The 21151-nt window shown below is 34.9% G+C and carries 23 protein-coding genes and 1 pseudogene; 14 read left to right on the forward strand and 10 right to left on the reverse strand.

The window, feature by feature from the left end; genetic code table 11:
- The first annotated feature begins 35 nt into the window (after positions 1 to 35).
- The 6 genes from MKZ17_RS10285 (at position 36) to MKZ17_RS10310 (ending at position 4639) form a co-directional block, all read left to right on the forward strand.
- The gene (locus tag MKZ17_RS10285; RefSeq protein WP_340723646.1) at positions 36 to 512 is read left to right on the forward strand and encodes a VanZ family protein; all 477 of its coding nucleotides are present in this window, start codon (positions 36 to 38) and stop codon (positions 510 to 512) included.
- Between the two features lie 236 nt (positions 513 to 748).
- A complete protein-coding gene (locus MKZ17_RS10290; RefSeq protein ID WP_340723647.1) occupies positions 749 to 2695 on the forward strand; it encodes a M28 family metallopeptidase in 1947 nt (648 codons plus the stop codon).
- A 378-nt stretch (positions 2696 to 3073) separates the two neighbouring features.
- Positions 3074 to 3277: a helix-turn-helix transcriptional regulator gene (locus tag MKZ17_RS10295; RefSeq protein ID WP_340723648.1), complete on the forward strand. Its 204-nt coding sequence runs from the start codon at positions 3074 to 3076 to the stop codon at positions 3275 to 3277.
- Positions 3274 to 3648, forward strand: coding sequence for a hypothetical protein (locus MKZ17_RS10300; RefSeq protein WP_340723649.1), 375 nt, complete (start codon positions 3274 to 3276; stop codon positions 3646 to 3648). Before MKZ17_RS10295 ends, MKZ17_RS10300 begins: the two co-directional genes overlap by 4 nt.
- Positions 3649 to 3738: 90 nt before the next feature.
- The gene (locus MKZ17_RS10305; RefSeq protein ID WP_340723650.1) at positions 3739 to 4296 is read left to right on the forward strand and encodes a flavodoxin family protein; all 558 of its coding nucleotides are present in this window, start codon (positions 3739 to 3741) and stop codon (positions 4294 to 4296) included.
- A gap of 49 nt (positions 4297 to 4345) precedes the next feature.
- Positions 4346 to 4639, forward strand: coding sequence for a 3-isopropylmalate dehydrogenase (locus MKZ17_RS10310; protein WP_340723651.1), 294 nt, complete (start codon positions 4346 to 4348; stop codon positions 4637 to 4639).
- Between the two features lie 218 nt (positions 4640 to 4857).
- Here the strand turns inward: MKZ17_RS10310 and ccsA are convergent.
- The 5 genes and pseudogenes from ccsA to MKZ17_RS10335 form a co-directional block, all read right to left on the reverse strand.
- A pseudogene (gene ccsA, locus MKZ17_RS10315) lies at positions 4858 to 5004 on the reverse strand (cytochrome c biogenesis protein CcsA); the annotation flags it as partial.
- Between the two features lie 53 nt (positions 5005 to 5057).
- Positions 5058 to 6806: an ABC transporter ATP-binding protein gene (locus MKZ17_RS10320; RefSeq protein WP_445326907.1), complete on the reverse strand. Its 1749-nt coding sequence runs from the start codon at positions 6804 to 6806 to the stop codon at positions 5058 to 5060.
- A gap of 36 nt (positions 6807 to 6842) precedes the next feature.
- Complete coding sequence (locus MKZ17_RS10325) at positions 6843 to 8399, reverse strand: YndJ family protein (protein ID WP_340723653.1); 1557 nt, start codon at positions 8397 to 8399, stop codon at positions 6843 to 6845.
- Positions 8368 to 8976 carry a DUF4166 domain-containing protein gene (locus tag MKZ17_RS10330; protein WP_340723654.1) on the reverse strand — a complete coding sequence of 203 codons (609 nt, stop codon included), beginning with the start codon at positions 8974 to 8976 and terminating at the stop codon, positions 8368 to 8370. Before MKZ17_RS10330 ends, MKZ17_RS10325 begins: the two co-directional genes overlap by 32 nt.
- A 1-nt stretch (position 8977) precedes the next feature.
- The gene (locus MKZ17_RS10335; protein WP_340723655.1) at positions 8978 to 9883 is read right to left on the reverse strand and encodes a DoxX-like family protein; all 906 of its coding nucleotides are present in this window, start codon (positions 9881 to 9883) and stop codon (positions 8978 to 8980) included.
- Between the two features lie 321 nt (positions 9884 to 10204).
- Between MKZ17_RS10335 and MKZ17_RS10340 the strand changes: the two genes are divergently transcribed.
- The 3 genes from MKZ17_RS10340 to MKZ17_RS10350 are packed head-to-tail and all read left to right on the forward strand — an operon-like array spanning position 10205 to position 12072.
- On the forward strand, positions 10205 to 10426 hold the full coding sequence (locus tag MKZ17_RS10340; protein WP_340723656.1) for a helix-turn-helix transcriptional regulator: 222 nt from the start codon (positions 10205 to 10207) through the stop codon (positions 10424 to 10426).
- Positions 10427 to 10431: 5 nt separating this feature from the next.
- Positions 10432 to 10734, forward strand: coding sequence for a hypothetical protein (locus tag MKZ17_RS10345; RefSeq protein WP_340723657.1), 303 nt, complete (start codon positions 10432 to 10434; stop codon positions 10732 to 10734).
- A gap of 33 nt (positions 10735 to 10767) precedes the next feature.
- Complete coding sequence (locus MKZ17_RS10350) at positions 10768 to 12072, forward strand: serine hydrolase (RefSeq protein WP_340723658.1); 1305 nt, start codon at positions 10768 to 10770, stop codon at positions 12070 to 12072.
- Between the two features lie 1083 nt (positions 12073 to 13155).
- On the opposite strand, the gene MKZ17_RS10355 is transcribed toward MKZ17_RS10350, so the two are convergent.
- The gene (locus MKZ17_RS10355; RefSeq protein ID WP_340723659.1) at positions 13156 to 13623 is read right to left on the reverse strand and encodes a DinB family protein; all 468 of its coding nucleotides are present in this window, start codon (positions 13621 to 13623) and stop codon (positions 13156 to 13158) included.
- Positions 13624 to 13738: 115 nt separating this feature from the next.
- Between MKZ17_RS10355 and MKZ17_RS10360 the strand changes: the two genes are divergently transcribed.
- A complete protein-coding gene (locus MKZ17_RS10360) occupies positions 13739 to 14767 on the forward strand; it encodes a serine hydrolase domain-containing protein (RefSeq protein ID WP_340723660.1) in 1029 nt (342 codons plus the stop codon).
- Between the two features lie 24 nt (positions 14768 to 14791).
- Positions 14792 to 15208 carry an N-acetyltransferase gene (locus MKZ17_RS10365; protein ID WP_340723661.1) on the forward strand — a complete coding sequence of 139 codons (417 nt, stop codon included), beginning with the start codon at positions 14792 to 14794 and terminating at the stop codon, positions 15206 to 15208.
- A 110-nt stretch (positions 15209 to 15318) separates the two neighbouring features.
- Here MKZ17_RS10365 and MKZ17_RS10370 read toward each other — a convergent pair whose 3' ends face one another.
- Together MKZ17_RS10370 and MKZ17_RS10375 are read right to left on the reverse strand one after the other, a co-directional pair.
- On the reverse strand, positions 15319 to 15897 hold the full coding sequence (locus MKZ17_RS10370) for a histidine phosphatase family protein (protein ID WP_340723662.1): 579 nt from the start codon (positions 15895 to 15897) through the stop codon (positions 15319 to 15321).
- A gap of 14 nt (positions 15898 to 15911) precedes the next feature.
- Positions 15912 to 16781: a M23 family metallopeptidase gene (locus MKZ17_RS10375; protein ID WP_340723663.1), complete on the reverse strand. Its 870-nt coding sequence runs from the start codon at positions 16779 to 16781 to the stop codon at positions 15912 to 15914.
- Positions 16782 to 16877: 96 nt separating this feature from the next.
- Here MKZ17_RS10375 and MKZ17_RS10380 point away from each other — a divergent pair, with 96 nt between their 5' ends.
- Complete coding sequence (locus MKZ17_RS10380) at positions 16878 to 17183, forward strand: DUF4830 domain-containing protein (protein WP_340723664.1); 306 nt, start codon at positions 16878 to 16880, stop codon at positions 17181 to 17183.
- A gap of 320 nt (positions 17184 to 17503) precedes the next feature.
- The gene (locus MKZ17_RS10385) at positions 17504 to 18961 is read left to right on the forward strand and encodes an Msr family ABC-F type ribosomal protection protein (RefSeq protein WP_340723665.1); all 1458 of its coding nucleotides are present in this window, start codon (positions 17504 to 17506) and stop codon (positions 18959 to 18961) included.
- Between the two features lie 161 nt (positions 18962 to 19122).
- On the opposite strand, the gene MKZ17_RS10390 is transcribed toward MKZ17_RS10385, so the two are convergent.
- Positions 19123 to 19893, reverse strand: coding sequence for a Cof-type HAD-IIB family hydrolase (locus MKZ17_RS10390; protein ID WP_340723666.1), 771 nt, complete (start codon positions 19891 to 19893; stop codon positions 19123 to 19125).
- Between the two features lie 62 nt (positions 19894 to 19955).
- Between MKZ17_RS10390 and MKZ17_RS10395 the strand changes: the two genes are divergently transcribed.
- On the forward strand, positions 19956 to 20420 hold the full coding sequence (locus MKZ17_RS10395; RefSeq protein WP_340723667.1) for a DinB family protein: 465 nt from the start codon (positions 19956 to 19958) through the stop codon (positions 20418 to 20420).
- Between the two features lie 54 nt (positions 20421 to 20474).
- Here MKZ17_RS10395 and MKZ17_RS10400 read toward each other — a convergent pair whose 3' ends face one another.
- Positions 20475 to 20780, reverse strand: coding sequence for a hypothetical protein (locus tag MKZ17_RS10400; protein WP_340723668.1), 306 nt, complete (start codon positions 20778 to 20780; stop codon positions 20475 to 20477).
- Positions 20781 to 21151: the final 371 nt, after the last annotated feature.

The following is a 21151-nucleotide window of genomic DNA, read 5'->3' on the forward strand; positions in this document are numbered from 1 at the left end:
GGCTATGATAGATGGAGTAGTTAGGAGGAAATACAATGAAAAAACTTTTAAATTTAGCTTTTTGGCTTGTGTTGGTATTTTATGCGTACTTATTAATTGACACAGTATTTATATCACGAGATGCGAACCGTAGTGTCAATTTAGTGCCTTTTCAAATGATAGCAGAGCAAGGCTTTACGTTAAACGTCTGGGGAAATATTCTTATGTTTATTCCTTTAGGGATATACTTCGCAGACTTTTTGAAACGTTTTAATTTTGGAAAAGCAATGGGTGCAGTAATAACTACGAGCTTAGGAATTGAAGCACTCCAATACATTCTGAAGCGCGGAGCAAGCGATATTGATGATTTACTATTAAATTCAATAGGCGGATTAATCGGTATTTTCATCTATCTCGTCTTGAAAAAAATGTTTAAATCGAAAGAGCATGTGCATGTTGCCATTTCCGTATTGTCACTTGTAGTGGGGCTGCCAGTGTTTGTTTTAGCGGCAATGCTTGTTCTATATAACTAACAAAATTAATAGTCCCGTAAAAACGATATCAGCTTTAACTATTGAAACAAAGTAGACTGACGGAATCGAATTGAACAGGGGCAAAACAATATGAGAATTTAATAGTTTGTTTACGCACTCATTCTATTAAGATCAAAAATAAGTATAATTCATTGACCGCACCATATTATAAATATAAAATCCAATTAATGGTAAATATATACAATTTGTAAATTTAAATATTGGAGGTGTGTTTGATGCATTTACGAAAGACATTATTTAGTATAATTTTAGTAACTTTATTTTTAGTAGGGTGCAGTGATGATACAGAATATAGCCATTTAGAAGATACAATTAGGATTTTAACTTCTGATGAAATGGATGGTCGTCTTACTGGGACAAAAGGTAATGACCTAGCGCTATCTTTCATTGAAGAAAAATTCCGGGAAATAGGGTTAGAGCCTATCAACGTGGATAATGAGTCACTATTATTGCAGTATCCTCATAAATTTCATAATCCAGAAAAAGCAACCTATCAAATACAAATTATTTCTGACAGTGGAGTCAAAGTAAATTTGATACGTGGCATTGATTTTTTGGAGAGAAACGGTTATAGCAACTATGAAAAAACGTTGCCTTTTACGTTTGATAGCCAAAGTTCGGAGACAGAGCAAGCTTATGTTGTCTTAAAAGACAGAAGTAATTTCCAAGAAGCTTTTGAAAAATCTCAAGGGGTATTTATTGTAGAAGAAGCTTTTTCTAAGTCATTATTAATTGACACTGTTGAGAAACCTGTTATTCAAATTTTTACAGACACGTATAATAGATTAAAAGAATTTTCTAGTGGACAAATAATGATGAACATATCAGTGGAAGAAGAAATGATTGATGCATACAACATAGCAGGTAAGATTCCAGGTAAAGATAATAAAAATGTACTTGTTCTGTCTGCTCATTTTGATCATGTAGGAACTGTTGGTGATTCCATTTATCGAGGAGCCATTGATAATGCGTCCGGAGTTGCGGTATTACTTGAAATAGCCCAAAAATTAGTAAGCTCGACTGAAAAATTTGATAACGAGATTATTATAGTTGCCTTTAACGGTGAAGAATCAGGGCTTCAAGGGAGTTCTCATTTAGTCGAAGAGTTGAGTGACAAATATAATAGCATTAATAATATTAATTTAGATTCTTTGTATAATGCGCCAATAAGTATTGTTTCACGGGAGGATGAAGTTTCGGAAGATTTATTGGAAGACCTGAAATCTATCTTGAAAGAAAGTAGTGTGGATTTTAATACTGATTTAAGTGGAGGATTAACAAGCGATCACTCAATATTTCTAAGTAAGCATATTAATGCTATGACGATTTCCAGTCAGAATGTGACCCCAAAAATCCATCGTTCCTCAGATACAATGGAAGAAGTAGATTTCCCATCATTAGTGAAGATAACTGAAAGTATCGTCCAATTCATCCATAATTATCATCACAAAGAATACGGACATCCATCTAACTCTGTCCTGGAAAACAGCACTTCTCAAGTAGCGGCTGAAGATGATTTCGAGTTCCAGGTAACAGAAAGGGCGAAATTGAATCACAATGAATATACATTTAAACAAAGCCCTAAAAATAATGTCCGATATTTAATAAATAATCCAGACTACACATTTACAGACCTTCATGAATTCAAAAAGTACTATCCTGCGATTGATTATGAATCAATCATTGATGAATATCATTTAAGTAGTATTCGTGTATACAACTCATATGGCCAAGAAATTGATATGCTCAATTTGGAAGAAGATAAAGTCTATACGCATGAATTGAGTTCTGATGATGTATTGTCGATATCTTTTAACTATTCAAGTATTAATGATGAGAAGCAAAAACTTATTGTAGATATAGGTAAGCAAACACCAATGGAAAATAAGGAGTTTGTATATGAGGAGATAGATATTAAGGGTATACCCTATACACTTAGTTACAGTATAAACAGTGACCATCTTTTTGGATTTTCATATCACCAAGAGGTTAACGGGGTTACTTACACGATAAGCTTTAGAAATGGGGAGGAGGTAGTTAGTGAGTTCAATGGCCACCAAGTAACCGGTATCAAGTCATCAATGTCTGAAGAGGATGTTAAAGTCTTGATCGAGGATATCAATGTTCCTAGATTGGTTTTAAATACATTAGAATCTCTTTAGGTGTATGTTGAAAAAAGTATCATAAGGAATATATTTAAATTAAAAAATAGAGCATATAAGAGCCCCGAATTGTAGACACGAAAAGTGCACTTATTCGGGGTTTCGTTTTTAGTATAATACATCTTTTATTGGTTCTATAATATTTGTTGGGGCATCTATTCAATTTGTGCAAAAAAAGCACAAGATCATCCTTTTTTATATACTTGAATTGACGAGAAACAAGTAATGGAAATCAACGGACTTGTTTAGAAAAAACAAAAAGGTAGTGCCGATTGATGAATCATTATGACATTACCCCGAAATTTCACTCATAAACCCTTTATTTACATTTTTATACATATAATGTAAAGTGAACTTTACTTTTAGGTAGCTGAAACAATGAAAAATAATATGAAGGACTTACGTGCAAGATTTGATTTTTCTCAGGATGTATTAGCCGAAAAGTTACGAGTTTCTAGGCAAACTATTATCTCTTTAGAAAAAGGACGTTATAATCCTTCAAGCACGCAAGCGTTTAAATTAGCCAGACTATTTAATTGTCATATTGAAGATATTTTTATTTATGAGGAGGATAATGAATGAAAAACAGGAGGACAATATTTTTAATTTTTGGCTTTATTATGCTATTCAATGCAATTTTTATTAATGGCGCATATATTGTTTCGGGCCAATTTCCAGAAGGATTACTAGCTTTTGCTTTTACGATTATGACATTTTGTTTAGCCTATTTAGCACCTCACTTGGCTGAGAAAGATGAGCGCGCACAAAGAATTCGAGAACGTGCGATATATAGTAGTTATTTTTGGGGAATGGGTTTTGCGGTTATGTTAATGATACTCTTCAACCCTACATCAACTTTAAATCTTGCTACCTTTCACGTATTATCCCTTTTCGTGGCATTTTATATATCTACCGTCTTTTTAAACATGGTTTATTATGCAAAAAAATATTAAATGTACTATTAAAATGGGATCAATCAATCAACACGGGAACCATTTTATAACAATTGAAGTCTGTACTTGTAAAAGGAGAGGTGTACAATAATGAAGATAACAGTATTCATTGGAAGTTCAAGAAAAGATGGAAATAGTGAACTATTGGCAAACTTAGTTGTGCAAGGTATCGAACATGAAAAAGTATATTTAAAGGATTTACACATTTTACCGATCGAGGATTTAAGGCATACTAAAAATGGCTTTCAAGTATTTAATGACGATTATGATCAGTTGATTGAAATGTTAGAGAAAAGCGATGTGGTAATCTTTGCAACACCGATATACTGGTACAGCATGTCTGGCTTAATGAAAAATATGATAGACCGATTTAGTCAAGCAATTCGAGATGAGCGGTATCCAACATTTAAAGAGCATTTAAAAACAATACAAACAATTGTCGTAGCCGTTGGTGGTGATGAACCAAGGATTAAGGGTCTACCACTTATTCAGCAGTTTCAATACACATTCGATTTTTTAAATATGCCATTTTCATCTTATATTATAGGAGAAGCGAATAAACCAGGGGATATTTTTAATGACAGCTTCGCTTTAGCTCAAGCAGCCTGGTTAAATAAAAAACTTAAATCAGGACAATTAACGGACTAAAATAGCTGTGCTAATTGAATATTAAAATAGGTTTATGGAGGAGTGTTAATTGGAAAGTTTATTCATAATTCTGATGTGTTTATTTATCGTTAGTGCAAATATAATTGGGTTTATCTATTACAGAAAAAAGAAGAATTTATATATTTCCGCTTTTACAATCTTACTATTAGCAGCCTTTTTTGGTTCCATCGGCGGTGCATTAGCGGTATTTATTATTCGTGATCCTTTCGCGATTTTTTACGGTTTGCAGCTCGGCTATTATTTAATGATAAATAGTTTTATTGTTTTTATTATTGCCATTTTAGTAACTATTGTAAAAAAGTTTAACCACCGAGTATTGTAAAACATTATAAACGGGCGTGATTCTATAAACAATTATACTTCGGAAGAAGGAGCAAGAAATTTATTAGTGACTATAAAAATGATTGAATCATTCGAGAAGATGTTTGCAACATATGAAGCTAACAATACTGAGTGGAAAAGCGGGAATGGGCACCATAAAATATGGAGACCTTTCCAGCCTTTAATGATCTCATCATTGATAAGCCTTTAATTTCTTTGTTATGCATAGGAATGGAGTCCTGCTATTACTAAATTGACGAATACTTGATTAAAGATGATGATTCCAAAGCCAATAATAGCCATCCAAGCTGTTTTTTCTCCTTCCCATGATTTTGACAGACGTAGATGTAGAATCAAATAAAACACGCCTTGACGATATGCATCGACATGACGTGCTTTCACAGTGGCTTTACTTAAATTTACTCGCTATCCAACTGTTTCGAGGAAAGCTGCTGTAGCTTTTGATAATATGGATGAGATTTCATCAGCTCCTCGTGTGTACCTCGACCTGTTATTTCACCGTTTTCAAGTACAAGGATTTGATTTGCATGCTTAATCGTTGATAATCGGTGCGCAATAATTAATGTCGTACGATTTGTCATTAAGCGCGTTAATGCCTCCTGTACCGCATGCTCTGATTCGTTATCTAAACTTGAAGTTGCTTCGTCTAACAGTAAAATCTTTGGATTACGTAATATCGCCCGAGCGATCGCAATTCGCTGGCGTTGACCACCAGACAGCTTCATTCCACCTTCACCAACTTGCTCATCTAGTTGGTTCGGGAAATGGGCTACAAATGACCATGCATTTGCCTGTATTAATGCCTCTTTAACGTCTTTATCATTTTTTTGTTGGCTTCCATAAAGGACATTATCACGAATTGTTCCACTCATTATCGGACTTTCCTGTGACACATAACCAAATAATGAACGCCATTCATGTAAGTTGATTTGTTCAATACGCTGCTCTCCATATAGCAGGGAACCTTTGTTCACGTTATAAAAACGCTCAAGTAAAGAAAAGATGGTCGTCTTCCCGCCGCCGCTCGCGCCAACAAGAGCGGTAATTTGTCCTTTAGGAAGAATTGCTGAAAGCTCTTGTAAAACAGGCTTTTCATTGTATCGGAAATTAATGTTTTGTAACACAATATTTTGCTCATCTATCGGTAAATGCTGTGCACCACCTTGTTCAATTGGCAATGATAAAATATCATTTAATCGCTCTGTTGCACCAAGCGCCTTTTGGAAGGAAGTGAAAAAGCTGGCCATTTGCGTAAATGGGACAATTATTTGAATAAGATAAAACATTATTGCCACTAGTTCGCCAGCAGATATGGCACCGGTTGCAACTTGTGCACCACCATAGCCAAATAATACGATGACGACGAGCATCATAATGAGGGTCATAATTGGCGACAGCAGGGCCATAATTTTTGCTTCCTTTAGACCGTAGCGATAAAGCTCATGAATCTGAGCCTTGCCTTTATCAATTTCCAGTTTCTCTGCTTGATAAGCTTTTACCATCCGAATATTACTTAAAACCCGGCCTAAGTTTCCTGTGAACTTGGCAAGAGCATCCTGGTTTGACACCGCAACCCCATGCATTTTTCTCCCTAAAGGCATCATGGTTAACACCGTAAGTGGGACCGCAATCAGCATAAGGAGTGTCATTTTCCAATCGATGAATAATAAAATAATGACCGAGCCAATAATTGCAAGTAGACCATTTAAAAAGTTGATAAGATGCTGTGTAATTAGCTCTTTTACAACATTTGTATCTTGCGTAATCCGACTCATCGTTTCTCCTGATTCATGTTCATCGAAATAAGGCATAGTTAGCTTCAACACATGCGCCCAGACACGATTACGTATTGCGGATACGAGGCCTTCTCCGATGGAAGTCATTAAGTAAAAGCTTACGCCTGATAATATTGCTTGCCCAATTAATGCGGCTGCAGCAATTAGCAATAAAGTATAAGAAAGTCCACCGTCTGCAAATTGATTCACCATTTGCATAAGTAATAATGGGACTAACAAACCTGCTATTGTTTCAATAATGCCAATTAAAATCGCAAAGCTAATTCTTTTTTTAGGGGGATTAGCGTGCTTAATTAAATCTATGAGCCGTTTCGGATTTAAATTTTTGTCCATTGAATCCATTCCTTTCATCCATATATACGAACACATTCATTTATCAAATTTCTATCATGTCATCTTTTTTTGAATCTCATAATCAATATGTAAAAAAGATAATCCAAATAAGGTCATATGATGCTTTGCTCGAAGCGTCCCTTGTTCTTCCTTTAAAATGAAGTATTCGTGCAATGGAAGTTGTAAAATCATATCTCCAATTACTAGGTACGTTCCAGCATCTCCGTTGGTGTCACTTGTTAAATGTAAATTATTCTCCTTCGTTGAAACATGTAATATGCCATGCATTGTTGAAAAGGGTAACGGTAATGCGATATTCATATAGCATTTAGTGTCTTTCCAATGAGTAGAGTAAATAGCTGTAAATACTGGCTGATCTTCAATAGCCCGTTGCCAAACTCGAGGCTTTACACGTCCGTCCGATTGTTCATCGACCTTCAAAATTTGTCCATCCATTACAACAGGCTTAGAGGAATAGGGTAAATTTAATTGTCCAATTCGTCTGCTAATAAACTGATAAACAAAGGCAAAAGGTTTAAACCATGTAGACCATTTCACGGTAGCAGTTAAATGGTAGTTTGATGTGTGCTCATAAAAATCCGTGATCATTGTGGGCACCATTGCTTTATTGATAAATACTGACATATCATCGACTAAGCCCGGATGAGATTTACCTGTAGTCGTAAGCTTTCCACGAATTTTACTAATAGGAAATACGTATTCCTGATGTTTTGTAGGTGGTATCGATAAACCCCATGCCAAAACTATGAGACATCCAAACCCGATACAATTGTAGAAGCCATGGAAGGCAAGCATATCTGGAATATCCACGAATCGTATGCCTGTTAAATTACTCCACGCATAAAGCAGTGACCAAACAATCGTAAAGCACAACGTTAAAAATGCACCTCTTATTAGTACACGCTGTCCACGTGGGAGTTTCCAAGTTATTACAAAGTAGGTGATGCAGAAAATCGCCATGATATATAAACTAACGGACACCAGTTCAATGATTCTCGAAAAGGTAATCCCAAGAGCTACTAATATCGGACCTGCAGCAATGATAAAGCAGCAAAGGCGATAAAACCGATCTATCTGAATGCGCCCGATTAACCCAACTGAAATACAAAGTAAAAAGGCGGAATAATGAAAGTGAATTGCTGTTAACCATGTAATAATCGGGCTAAATCCAAAATCAAGCTTTAAATGAAATGCGAAAAACCAAAGACCACCCATTACTAAATAGATGAGTCCTAGATCAATCATCATTTCTTCTATATGTACAAAGCCGCGTTTTAAAAATCTTTTTACCCCTTGCCAGGCAACCACAATAGTACTAGTTAAATAGATGAAGACACAGAGGAAAACAATGAGCTTACTAAGAGAGAAAAATAGCGTTGTAACGGCCAATTGACCACTTGCAATAATAAGCTTTTCCCAAGTATTTAATTTTACAAGCAGTTCAACAACAATCGGAACAAACAAAAGTTGTGCTACTGTTAAATAGTAGTAAAAGGATGTAGGCTCATGGAAAAGCATGAGTACGCCTAGACAAACAAGCCCAATAATCGATAACGGTCTAAATATTGCTCGGCGAAAATTGGCCAGCATACATCATCATCCTCCCAATCAAATCATTGAAGATGGATACATGGATAGTATACATGTTTAGTGCATCATCATAACCTTCAGTTACTACAACGCGTCCTGTTAAAAGGGAAGGTAATGAAGCTTCTTTCTTCCCAATAACAAGACGTTGTTGCTCGGAGCGAATGAGTAAAAATCCATCCGTCGTTACATCGAATTTTAAATCCGAATAAAATAACGAAGGATCACCTAAATAATCTTTTACAATCCCACGTTGTAAATCCATGGTCATTTTTGCATTAAATTGGCGAGTTGTCTTAGGGAAGTAAAAGGTCCGTTCCCAATATACTTCCGCTTCCTTGTCGTCATTAATACGGCATGAATTAGATAACGTAAAGGGAACCATGACGCCACTTTCTGGAAATAAAAAACGGTTTTTTGTAAATAGCTGATACATTGGGCGCAAATAGCGCGGTCCAGAGTGAATTACTTGCATCATACCGGTTGCTTGAAAGGGTTCCTGTAAAGATAGGCGATATCGTTGTTGTAGCTTTGGATGTAAGCGTTGAAAATCATTGCCTAACAATGTTTCATATATCATATTAAACACCTCGTTTTCGTTTGCAATTTTTCGCTGTAGGTAGCTGCTCTCGTAAAAAAAGTGCGACAATAGATAGCACCCAAAGTGTGAGATTAAACGTAATGACGTTAAATGGATCGGTCGCAACATGAGGGGAAGCAATAATCGCAAATAAAGTTAATAAGGGAAATAAAAATATTTGTGCCTTTAGGAAAAGGAGTTGCATTGGTGTTAATAAAAATAGCAGTCCAATGATTGCTTCCAAGAGTCCAATCCAAATAATGAAATGGGATGCTTGTTCCAACGTAAGTGGTGAAATATTTGCGAGCATGTCGATTTCCAGTGGATGCTGACCGATAACTTTTGGGATTAGCCCTTGGTAAAGCCAAACAAAGCTAAAGAGAAAACATATGACGTAGTAACTAAAAAAGCGACGGTATTGAGTACTCGGTCTTTCTCCGGTTTGTAGCCATCTTGCTAAAACATCGAAGCTAAGAGCAGTTGCCCAGCCCATTATCGGTCGGAAAAGCTGATCAAACAATTGTCCAAGCTTACCAAAACGTACATCGTAATCATACTGTGTCAAAAATGTTATCCCGTTATTATTCGGAATATACTGCCAATAGCCACGTCCTTCTTTAATGGGTGAAATTTTCTGCGGAGACCCAAAATGAAGCGAAGAAGTTTTTACACTACCTTTTTCATGTGTCCCTTTACTTTCGCCCCATCCTGAAACAACGATTCCTGGCATTACCTTTGTCGTGTAAGTAAAGGATTGAGGAGCATCTTCCCGTTCTTTTTCGTTATATGTAATCGTTGTAAAGCGTAAATCCCATTGCGCATGTAGATCGGGTTGTTGTGTATAATGCCACACCTCGTCTACGGTGCTTTCCATTTGGATTTCTACATAGATAGGTTTCTTCTTCAATTATTTCATTCCTTTCAGTAGGAAATTACAATGCGCACACTTTTCAAATGTAGACGACTTTGAAACATTTTGAATTGGTTTTTAAATAACATAATTATAGCATTTTTTTACTTATAAATTGCTATTGATACTTAAAGCTCGATTTCGTTTGACCGCAATATTAATTGTTATTTTGATAGCACTTTTTATATTCATTTTTCATTAAAAAACTTTGACAAGATGTTAATGTGTATTAATAGGTAAAATTTATTTTACTAAATGTAAAAAAAACTTTACTTTTAGTGAAAAATAAATTACATTAAATGGTATAAGAGGTGAAAAATGATGCAAGAACGAACAATACGAAATCGAATGGTCGTACTACGAGCTGAAAGGGGATTGTCTCAAAAGGATGTGGCGGATCAATTAGGGGTGAGTAGACAAACAATCATTTCTCTTGAGAAAAATCGTTACAATCCTTCGTTAAAGCTCGCATTTGATATTGCTGTTTTATTTAATGTAGAGTTACACGAAGTTTTTCAATATGAAATAGAAGGAGAGTAATAAAGATGGAGATGTTCATGGTAATTTTCCGTATCACTTATGTTTTATTATTTTTTTCTGCTATGTTTGTAGTTTTTAAATTTGAATGGGGAGAAGAAAGTAAGGATGAGCGCGGAAAAGGAATTTCGAATAAATCCTACGGTATCGTTTTTCCTTTACTTCCATTAGGCTGGTTACTTATAGAATTATTCGATCAATGGATTAACCCACTTAATTATGAAACGTATAAACTTGTTATTTGGTTTTTACTAACAGGATTAATGATGATTCATGCGATTAATATTTCTGTACTTAAACGAAAATATTAAGTTTTTAGTCTATAAGAAGAGGAGAGTTGAAAAATGACGATTTGGGCTTGGATTGGTTTGCTGAGTATTGTCTTTTTTTCGTTCATACCTTTGTTAGAAAAGGGGAAGAGGACGACCTATGAAATATCGAAAGCAATTTTTTCTACGGGCGTTGTAATTGGAATCATTATTGCAGTTTTACTATTTCAAGTACCCTTTATTGTTGCTTTATTTTTTGGTTTTCTAGCGATGATTTTGTTTGACAAAAAAACTTATACAAAAAAACGTCTTTTAATTTATAGTGCTTTGATAGTCATTTTAGTAGCTGTTAGTTACGCGCTATTTCGAGATAATCCGAATTATGTAGTAAAGCATCTAAAAGAAAATCCTGAAACAAGCTCGCTTTATGTTGCTAAAAATGGTGAGACAATTATTACTTATCAATCCGATGTCATTAGACCTTTAGCTAGTACAGTAAAGATTTTAATTGCCGTCGAATATGCAATGCAAATCGATGCTAAACAGCTAAGTAAAGATACGCCAATATCAATCGATCTTTTAAATCGCTTTTATTATGAAAATACAGATGGAGGGGCCCATCAATATTGGTTATCGGCAATGAAAGAGGATGGAAAATTAAAAAATAATACTGTAGCGCTTCATGAAGTAGTAAAGGGAATGATTACGTATAGTTCCAATGCGAATACAGATTTTCTAATCGATTGGATAGGTCAGGAAGCAATCAATCACCGTGCCGTAGTGCTTGGATTAACGCAACATGAGGAAATTTATCCAATAGTAGGCTCTCTTTATATTCCAGTTCAGTTACAGCAAAGTACTAAAGGAAAGAAGGAGCTCTTACAGTCACTGAAGGAAATGCCAATAGAAGAATATCGGGCTTTAGCTGCAACATATAGTCAACAAATGAAAACTGATAAAATTCAGTTAGATAAAAAGGCATTTGATCTATCACTTGATGTTCAAAAAATATGGTCTGATCGACTGATTGGTGCATCTGCCAATGATTACGGTAAATTATTAGCGATTATTTCAAATGAAGAGTTACCAAGCATGGCTTCAGAAACACTCCGAGATATTATGGAATGGCCAATGCAACTATTCGAAGAAAATCATCAACAATTTGTCCATTTAGGCGCAAAGGGTGGGTCTACTGCATTTGTTTTAAATAATGCACTGTATGCAGAAAATCATAACGGTGATAAAGTAGAATTCGTCCTATTAATGGATGACTTAAACCTCTTTAAAAGTATGCTTTTAAGCTATCACCTCAATTCCTTTGAATCGAATATACTACGAAGTGAAGAATTTTTATATAAAGTATTAGAGGAGCTCAAATAAAACAACTGGCGAAAATATTAATACATTGAAGGGGAGTTTGGTTCTGGGAAAATCCAAAAACAATAAAATTTTTCAACATGACCTAATCCCGCTAGGCTTGCTATTTGGTTGTGGTATCGGCACCATTTTAGGCCTTTTTTTCAATCTAAGATTTCAGTTGTATTTTATTAGTTTTGGAACTGTACTAGGGTATTTAATTGGTCTCATAATTTACGCAATTGTTTATCGAAAGGAAGATAAAACATAAAAGTTTCGACGTTTACTTTGTTTTATATTTGCAGTTCGATGAATTACATTTTTCCAATTAAAAAGCTAAACCCATAAAACATTAGATTTATCAGGTCGATTATTACAATAAATAATGAATAGAATATACTTCGTTTCCATTCTAAAAAGGCAATGGTTAAACCTATGAGAATTAGACTAATCCAGCTACCATGCCACAGAATTTCTCCTAACTGTGCCGATAAATTTGAATAGAAGCCGATAATGAAGGCAGCCCAAATAATAAATGTACAACCAAAGTAAAGAAGAGTATTTCTACTAGGCTTTAAAGGCCCGCTCCCAATAAAAAAAAGTGCAAAAACGATTAGTGCACTAATAAGAATAGTTCCTATAAAAATAAATGACATCCGATCAACCTTTCGTCTTAGCGGGATTATTTTTTTCTGATAATTATGACTGTTTTTCTGTGAAAAAGTTTCGGTAATGGAATAAATAATAAGGTTCTAAGTCAAATGTTGGGGGAATGTCATAATGATTCATCAATCGGCACTACCTTTTTGTTTTTTCTAAACAAGTCCGTTGAATTCCATTACGGGCGGACGCTAGCTAATATTTGCCCGCATCTTTATCGGCATATATTCATCAATCGCAATTACTTTTGGTAACATCACGTCTTTTGGGATTGTTTGTACAACATTTTTAAAGCAACGAATTACTGTCGTAGAGGAGGCACCTGTCGTTACCGCTGCTTCTTTTGCACAAACTGAATAGACACCCCATCAAATATTATTGAACCAATAATAAAATCCGTAGAAGCCTAACTTATTAATTTGCTTCTACGGATTTATTTTTTGTATTTTATTTGATTTGTAGCGATTGTTTTATTTGCTCAATATGATGAAGATCATGTTTCATAAGCCCTTTAAAATAAGAATATATCGTTAATGGGGATTGATTAATTTTCATTTCAACAAACCATTTTTCTTCAGGAAGTGTTGTTAATATTTGAACTAATTCACGACGAACAAGAAGACATTTATCAATCGTGCTTTGTATCGTATTACTTCGAGCAAGTAAAGCCGCTTCATAATTCACTTCATCGGCATTCGGTCCGGGTGGAAATGTCGTTTCTTTAAAAAAATAGGGAAGCCTTTGTTGCATAATAAATTCATCCCATGGGAAAAAATGAGCAATAATTTCAATTACGGACCATTTATCTTCTTCAATAGGCTTCCTTAACTCTTGATCATTATAGTTTTTTAATTGCTGGACAAAATTGATAAAGTCAGTTTGATGTGTGATTATCTCATGTTTCTCTTTTTGCATTTTCTTCCACCTACGTTTTTTATAATAAGTCTATATTAAATTCTCCTAATAATATACAAAGAACATTTGTTCGTGTTATTATAAGGGCAGGTCATTTGGTGAGGGGGAAAACGCTTTGAACATAAACATTGAAGAGCGAATGAGTTTTTATAATGTATTGGGATTAAGTATGGCACAAATTGAAAATGGAACAATTAATGTGACTACTAATTACGGATTACTTGAAGCAAATACAAACCGCTTTGTTGACAATCAATCGGTTTTCAATGCATGTTCCATTAGTAAATTTTTAACCGGAATTTTAGCTTTAAAACTCGTACAAGAAGGAATTCTAAATTTAGATGAAGATGTAAATGATCAATTAATTTCATGGAAGATTCCAATGAATCCCTTTACAGTACACAAAAAAGTTACATTAAGAAATTTACTTAGCCATCAATCAGGCATCCAAGATCCTGAAAATAGCTTTATGGAGCTCAGTAATTTAAACAAGTATCCATCAATGGTCGAAATTTTAAGTGGTAATACATTCTATTGTAGTACACCAATTCAAGTGAGTCTTGAACCAGTAAATGAATTTCATTATTCAGATGCAGGCTATTGCATTATTGAGCAATTAATTGCAGATGTAACATCAAAACCTTTTCATGACGTAATGTTAGAACAAGTTTTAGAGCCATTACAAATGAAAAATAGTTTTTTAGATACATCATTACTTTTTTCGAATTTAGATAATGTTGCAGCAGGGCATCATAAACATGGAGCAATTGTAGAAGGGAAATATCCAATCTATCCTTACCCAGCTGCCTGTGGTCTTTGGACAACAGCTATTGATTTAGCTAAATTAAGTATCGAATTAATGAATAGTCTAAAAGGTGAAAGTAAACTAGGTCTTTCTAAAAGATTAGCTGAGGAAATAATTCGTATGCAAGGTGGTAAAGGGTGGACGGGTCTAAGTGTATTTCTTGAAGGGACTGAAATGAACAAAAAGGTTTTTTCATTTGGTTGGGGAAAAGGATTTCAATCGATGGTCGTGATGTTACCTTCAATACATAAAGGAGCAGTAATAATGACAAATTCCGACTTGGGTGTTCATCAAATGGAAGGACTCATTGGTGAAATTTATAAGTCATTAGATTATTGAAAGAAGCCATTTGGAGGTGTAAAAATGCAAATTGCCTTAGCGAATCCAAGCCAATTTCAACGAGTAAAAGAATTTTTTTATAACAATTTAAGTGATCAACAAGATGCCATTTATTCTAATGAATTTTTATGTCCATTAGGAATTAATGCAGCTATACGAAGAAATCAAATGATAGTTGCAACAGTACATGGTGACATCGTAGGAGCTTTACGATTCTATCGAAAAAAGACACAAAATATAATATCTTTATATCAATTTGCAATTCGGGTTGATTACCGTGGTTATAACTTGCTAGAAGAGATGTTATCTGTTTTATCGGATTCACCGATTGTTTCCATGTGTCCAGTTCATTCTCAGTTTAATCAATATTATTTAAAAGCGGGATGGCAGTTACATGAACAAAAGAAACAGTTTAATGCATGGATGTATCATCATAAGTAGAACAATTGATTTGAAATCCAGTAGCACGATTATTTGCTGTCATTATTGCTACCGGATTACATTAACTCATTGTTTGAATTGGAATAAAACATCACACATAGGAGGGATTCTCAACGTATATTTGTGCTATTAAATGACTCATAAGAAAGTCTTCGAACAGAGTGTAAACGGTTCTCTTCAATAGTTACTTTATGTACATCAGGCATTTTCAATTCATTCCAAAACGATAAGTCATAGCTTGCATCATAGTAATTTAAAATCAGGGTAAATATATTGCCATGGGTACCAATAATGATTGCTTCATCTTGGTGTTTCTCCGTTAATTGTGTGATTATCGGCAAAACCCGTGACTGTGCAGCATTATTGGATTCTCCACCAGGTAAAGCAAAGTTTGGATCTTGCCATACAGAATGGATGGCTAGTTGAAAATCGGCTACAGGTGTAGCAGATAGTTGGCGTTCGTTTAATGCTTCGAATTGCTGTATCGTCATCCCTTTATTTTGGGCAATTGGCTCGATTGTTTCGACTGCCCGTAAATAACGGCTTGCATACATTGCTGTAATGTCCAACTTTTTAAACAAATGGACTAATTTTGCGGATTCTTGACGCCCACTTTCCGATAATGTCCGATTGTACTCATCTGGTGTATACATAGAATGGGCGTGGCGGATAAAATAAATGATGGTCATTGGAAGTGCTCCTTTTACTTCAATAGTAGCGGCTGTATTTTATCTCCTTGAACTGGCTCATGCCCTTGCTGAAATTGAATACGAATGCTTTTTGCTTGTGCCAGTTGTGGGGAATCCATTACTTGAAAATGAATATGTGCTTCAGAAGAGTTTCCCGAATTTCCGCAACGGCCAATGATTTGTCCAACATTTACGAAATCTCCAGTTTTCACACAGATAGAATGCTGCTTGAGATGGGCAATCATACTATATTCTTCATGTTCATGGGCAATGACAACATAATTTCCTGCAGCATTTTCTTCATCCATTTCTCCTGGTACATTATCGAGTAAATCATTTACTACAGTTACTATTTGACCAGAACATGGTGCGATAACATCCGCGCCGAATGCATAATAGTTTTCATTTCGTAAAGGATTGTGTTGATACGTTGAGCCATCCTTTACTCTTACTAAATCATAGGCATAACGCATATGTTCGTATGCATAGTGATAATTATAAAATTCGTTTGTGCCACCCCAAAACACAACCCATTCATCACAAATAGGCATACGATATTGATTTACCGTTAGTCGCTGATCACTTTCTGGATAAGTGACATATGGTTTTAAATAGAGGCCTTGTATAATACCATCACGATCAAAAGCTACAACAATGACCTTTCTTTTTTCATTATCAAGAAATATATATTGTTCGAGCTGTTGAAATTCATTTTGAAAGGCCAATTCGTAATGCTGAACATCTACATTAAATGCAATGTTCATTTCTGCAAACTGATCAAATGTTACGAGTTGTTGAAGCTCCTGAGAAAATGCTTTATAAACTGCAAGAAACTCCTGTGTTAACAATTTTTCTGCAACCATTTCCTTCTGTATTAATTTCATTACAAACCTCCTAGAATACTTGATAGTGTGTTATACGATTATATTGACTTATAAGTTTCGTGAATACTAAGAATAATTTGATTATGGGGGATTATTATGAAAAGAATATTAAGTATATTTCTTATAATAGTATTTGTTGCAGGATGTGAAGCTCCAATTAATGAAGCGCATCAAAGGTTGTTAACGGAATATGGCTGGACTGTTAAACAACTGAAAGAAGAGAAACAATTTACTTTAGAAACACCAGAGGAACTATTAGCTAATTTTGAAGCGAGTGGTGTTGATTTTCTTCGTAATTATCAGGGACAACAGGTGACACAATTTCATTATGAATTAAAAGAGAAGGACATAGACAAGAAAAATATACAAGTATTTGTTGTGGAAAAAAAGGAGAAGTTATAGGAGGATATATCATTTTACAGAGCTGGGACCCAGGTGTATTTAAGCTTTCGAATAAGGACAAACTTGTCGATGGGAAATATGTTTTACCGTAACTCATGTAGCCCTAGCAGTAATTGAAATGATTATTTCACTTAATATCCTTAAAATTACATGTTTTGATACGATTGACTATCGTAATCCTACATTCTATAATGAAACTCAATAAATCATGGAGGAAAAACTATATGTGGCTATTATTCATGTAATTGATACGAGTGTTAAATATCACTCGTATCGATCATTGCTATCGATACGAAATAAACAATTTCGGAGGTAGCAACATGGAAAAAATTTGTTATGAGTTACAACAACTATCAGTAGAATATTTAGATAAAGAAGTACTGTCAATTGAGCAATTACAAATACATCAGTTTGATCGTATTGGGATCGTTGGAAAAAATGGCGCAGGAAAAAGTACGCTATTAAAGCTATTAGCAGGAGAGATAGAGCCGACTCGTGGAACGATTCACCGCTATGTAAATGCGGGTACATTTCAACAAATCGAGTGGGATGAACAGGCGGAGGCCGATGCTACATTACTGGCAAAGCTTCATGTCCCGCACGGTCAGCAAGTTATGAGTGGGGGAGAACGTACGAGGCAAAAGCTCGCTCAATTATTTTCTCATTATTATGAGGCGCTATTAATTGATGAACCAACGACTCATTTAGACCAAACAGGTATTCACTATATAAAAGAAGAATTGACCTATTATTACGGTGCGCTCGTGCTTATCAGTCATGATCGTGCTCTACTTGACCATCTTGTAACGACCATTTGGGAAGTTGAGGACGGGAAGGTGCGTGTATACACGGGAAACTATTCGGCCTATATGGATCAAAAGGCATTAGAGCGAAGTCAGCAGGAGCAAGCTTACGAGCATTATACAAAAGAAAAAATACGCTTAGAAAAAGCTGCAAGTGAGAAGATGAAAATGGCTGAAAAGGTGGCGCAAGCAGGCAGGCTATCCAAGCGTGAAGCGAATGCAAAACCAAATAAAGCTAATATGACGAAATCTAAGGGAACAAGTCAGAAGTCATTGCAACGTGTTGCGAAAAGCATGGAACAACGCATAGAACGGTTACCGGTTATTGAAAAGGTGAAAGTTACAAAGCCAATCCAATTTAGAAAGGCTAAAGCACTTGAGCTACACAATAAGTTTCCAATAATGGCAACCCAATTTTGCTTGCGGGTGGAGAGGAAAGTCCTATTAAATCAAGTAAGCTTCCAATTTCCCCTTGGAGAAAAAATAGCAATTACTGGGGACAACGGTGTAGGGAAAAGCATGTTCCTTCAACAAATTGCTTCTAAAGCTGAGGATTTCACGATATCTCCAAAAGTAAAGATTGGTTATTTCCAGCAAAAAAGCTATGAATTTAGTAAGGATGAAACATTACTAGATTTTTTAAAAAATCGTTCAGACGATAATGAAGGGATGCTCCGAACTGTGCTGCATGCGATGCAATTTACAGGGACGGATTTAAATAAAAGTGTACATGTCTTAAGCGGTGGAGAAGCAATGCGTTTGCAACTATGCCAATTGTTTTTAGGTGCCTATAATGTACTAATACTTGATGAACCAACGAACTTTTTAGATATCGAGGCAATCCAAGCATTAGAAAGCTTTATGAAAGCATACGAGGGGACCATTCTTTTTGTTTCCCATGATCGTTCCTTCATTGACAACGTAGCGGATTGTGTGTATGAAATAAAGAATCAAACATTAAGTAAAATGAAATAACCTAACATAGTAAAAATAGCTATACAACCAACAAGATAAGGTTGTATAGCTATTTTTTTACAGTTTCTCTATTAGGTGAAAAATGAGATCGTAAAAATGAAATTGAATTAAATTTCTGATACATATTCATCACCTCATATTATTCATACGGTGGATTCCCCTTATTTAAGAATGCCATAATGCTGTAACGCATACAGTATGCCATCTTCGTCCGAGCTTTTTGTAATAAAGTCAGCACACTGCTTTAACTTATCGTTTGCATTCCCCATAGCAATCCCAATATCTACAATTTCTAGCATATCAAGATCATTTTCGCCATCTCCAAAAGCAATCGCTTCCTCTTTAGTATACTGGAAATATTCGAGTACCTTTAATATAGCAATGGATTTTGATACATCTTGTTCCAATACATTTACGATAAATGGATGCCAGCGCTTAAAAGTTAGAGATGGAAACTGTTTTTCATATTTTTTGACCATTGTCCTATTAGCAAAAAGACAAAGTAAATAAGTTTCACAATCGTTTATCCTAAGCTCGGGGTAATCAGTTAACGATAATGTCTCACTTAATGCTTTTAAAATATTCGGGTGCCTAATTTCATTAATGTGTAGGCTTTCCGAGTAGAATGTAAGCGCATTTTTTTGGATAGAGGCATAATTCGATACATCTTTCATAATTGAATAATTAAACGGTATTTTATGTATTACTTCATTTTTATGTTTGACATAGGCTCCATTGGCAGTAATAAAAGTATCTATACCTAATTGAGCGATGTCATTACACATCGCGTATGGTCTGCCAGTCGCAGCAACGACATGATAACCTTTTTTAATTAATTGTTGAATAGCCATTTTCGTACTTTCTGTAATTGAACCATCTAAATAGCTTGTAAGCGTACCATCTACATCGAAAAAGATTATTTTGTGTTTCATCTATACACTCCTTTATTATTAAATTATACAATAAAATGGAAAAAGGGATAGGGGAGTAGAAAATGGAATTATTTCACTATAATTGGCAAGTTCGTGATGAATGGTTTGTGTGGTGTAAAGAAATCGAAGAGGCTGAATGGACAAAGGAAAGAATTGGTGGCATGAAAAGCTTCAAGGAAACACTACTACATATAATTGATGCGGAGCTTACTTGGGTAAATTACGCACGAGATACAAAAGTTATATATAATAACAGGGAAAGCTTGAAGATGCTTGAAGACATTCGAGGGTATTCGGAATTTGTGAAAATACATACGAAAGAGCTTCTGGACCAATTACCAAATGACCCTGCACAACATCAGGTGAAGATTACAACACGAAACGGTAAGGTTGTTAGCTTTTCATTGACAAAAATTCTTCAACACATCGTAACCCATGAAATTCACCATATTGGTCAGCTCTCGGTTTGGGCAAGAGAATTAGGAAAGCAACCCGTCAACTGTGATTTAATTATTCGGACGTTATAGAATGCGTCACAACGGCTTTATACTCAGAAAAAATAAAAACAAGGTATGCTCAACTTATGCAAGCATACTCTTATTTTCATTATGCGGATGATACGAAGTAGACAATGAAGATGTTTGAGAATACAATTTGTTATAACAATTTATAATATTATGGATCCACTGATTTGCTTTTTCAAGAGATCTGAATTGGAATTTCGCAATTTGTTCTGGCATATTTTTATTTGTGCTTTGGAATAGGACAATTTCCAAATTGCGTTTATCAAATAAAATGGCCACAAAATTTTCTTCGATCTCGCCACTATATAAATCAATTTCAAAGGCTGAGTTATATGATGGTACTCTTTGTAATAGATTTTTCATTAAATCACTCCTTTTAAAAATGTCAATAATCTATTTAAAGTAGTAGCTTTTTTAAAGTTCACTTATTATTGTAAAAAACATTCAATTGCTAGAGAGCTATTTAGTCTATAGGCAAATATTTCACAAAACTTCTAAAACAGGGTATGCTTGCCGGAAAAGCTTACCCTGTTTCATTCATTATATCTTTTAGTAATCATACGTTTGAAAAAATCGGAATACCTTTCAGACACGAATCTAGCTGCATTGCTAAATGAAACTTGCGGACAACTGCAACTACAATTCATTTTTACTTGTTTTGATTTAAAAAAAGTACCTTTACCTATAATCCAAGCATCTATTGATTGAACATCTCGATTGATCGTTTTTCCATC

Origin of the sequence: Solibacillus sp. FSL R7-0682, assembly GCF_038005985.1 — a bacterium.
In the GTDB taxonomy this organism is placed as follows: Bacteria; Bacillota; Bacilli; order Bacillales_A; family Planococcaceae; genus Solibacillus.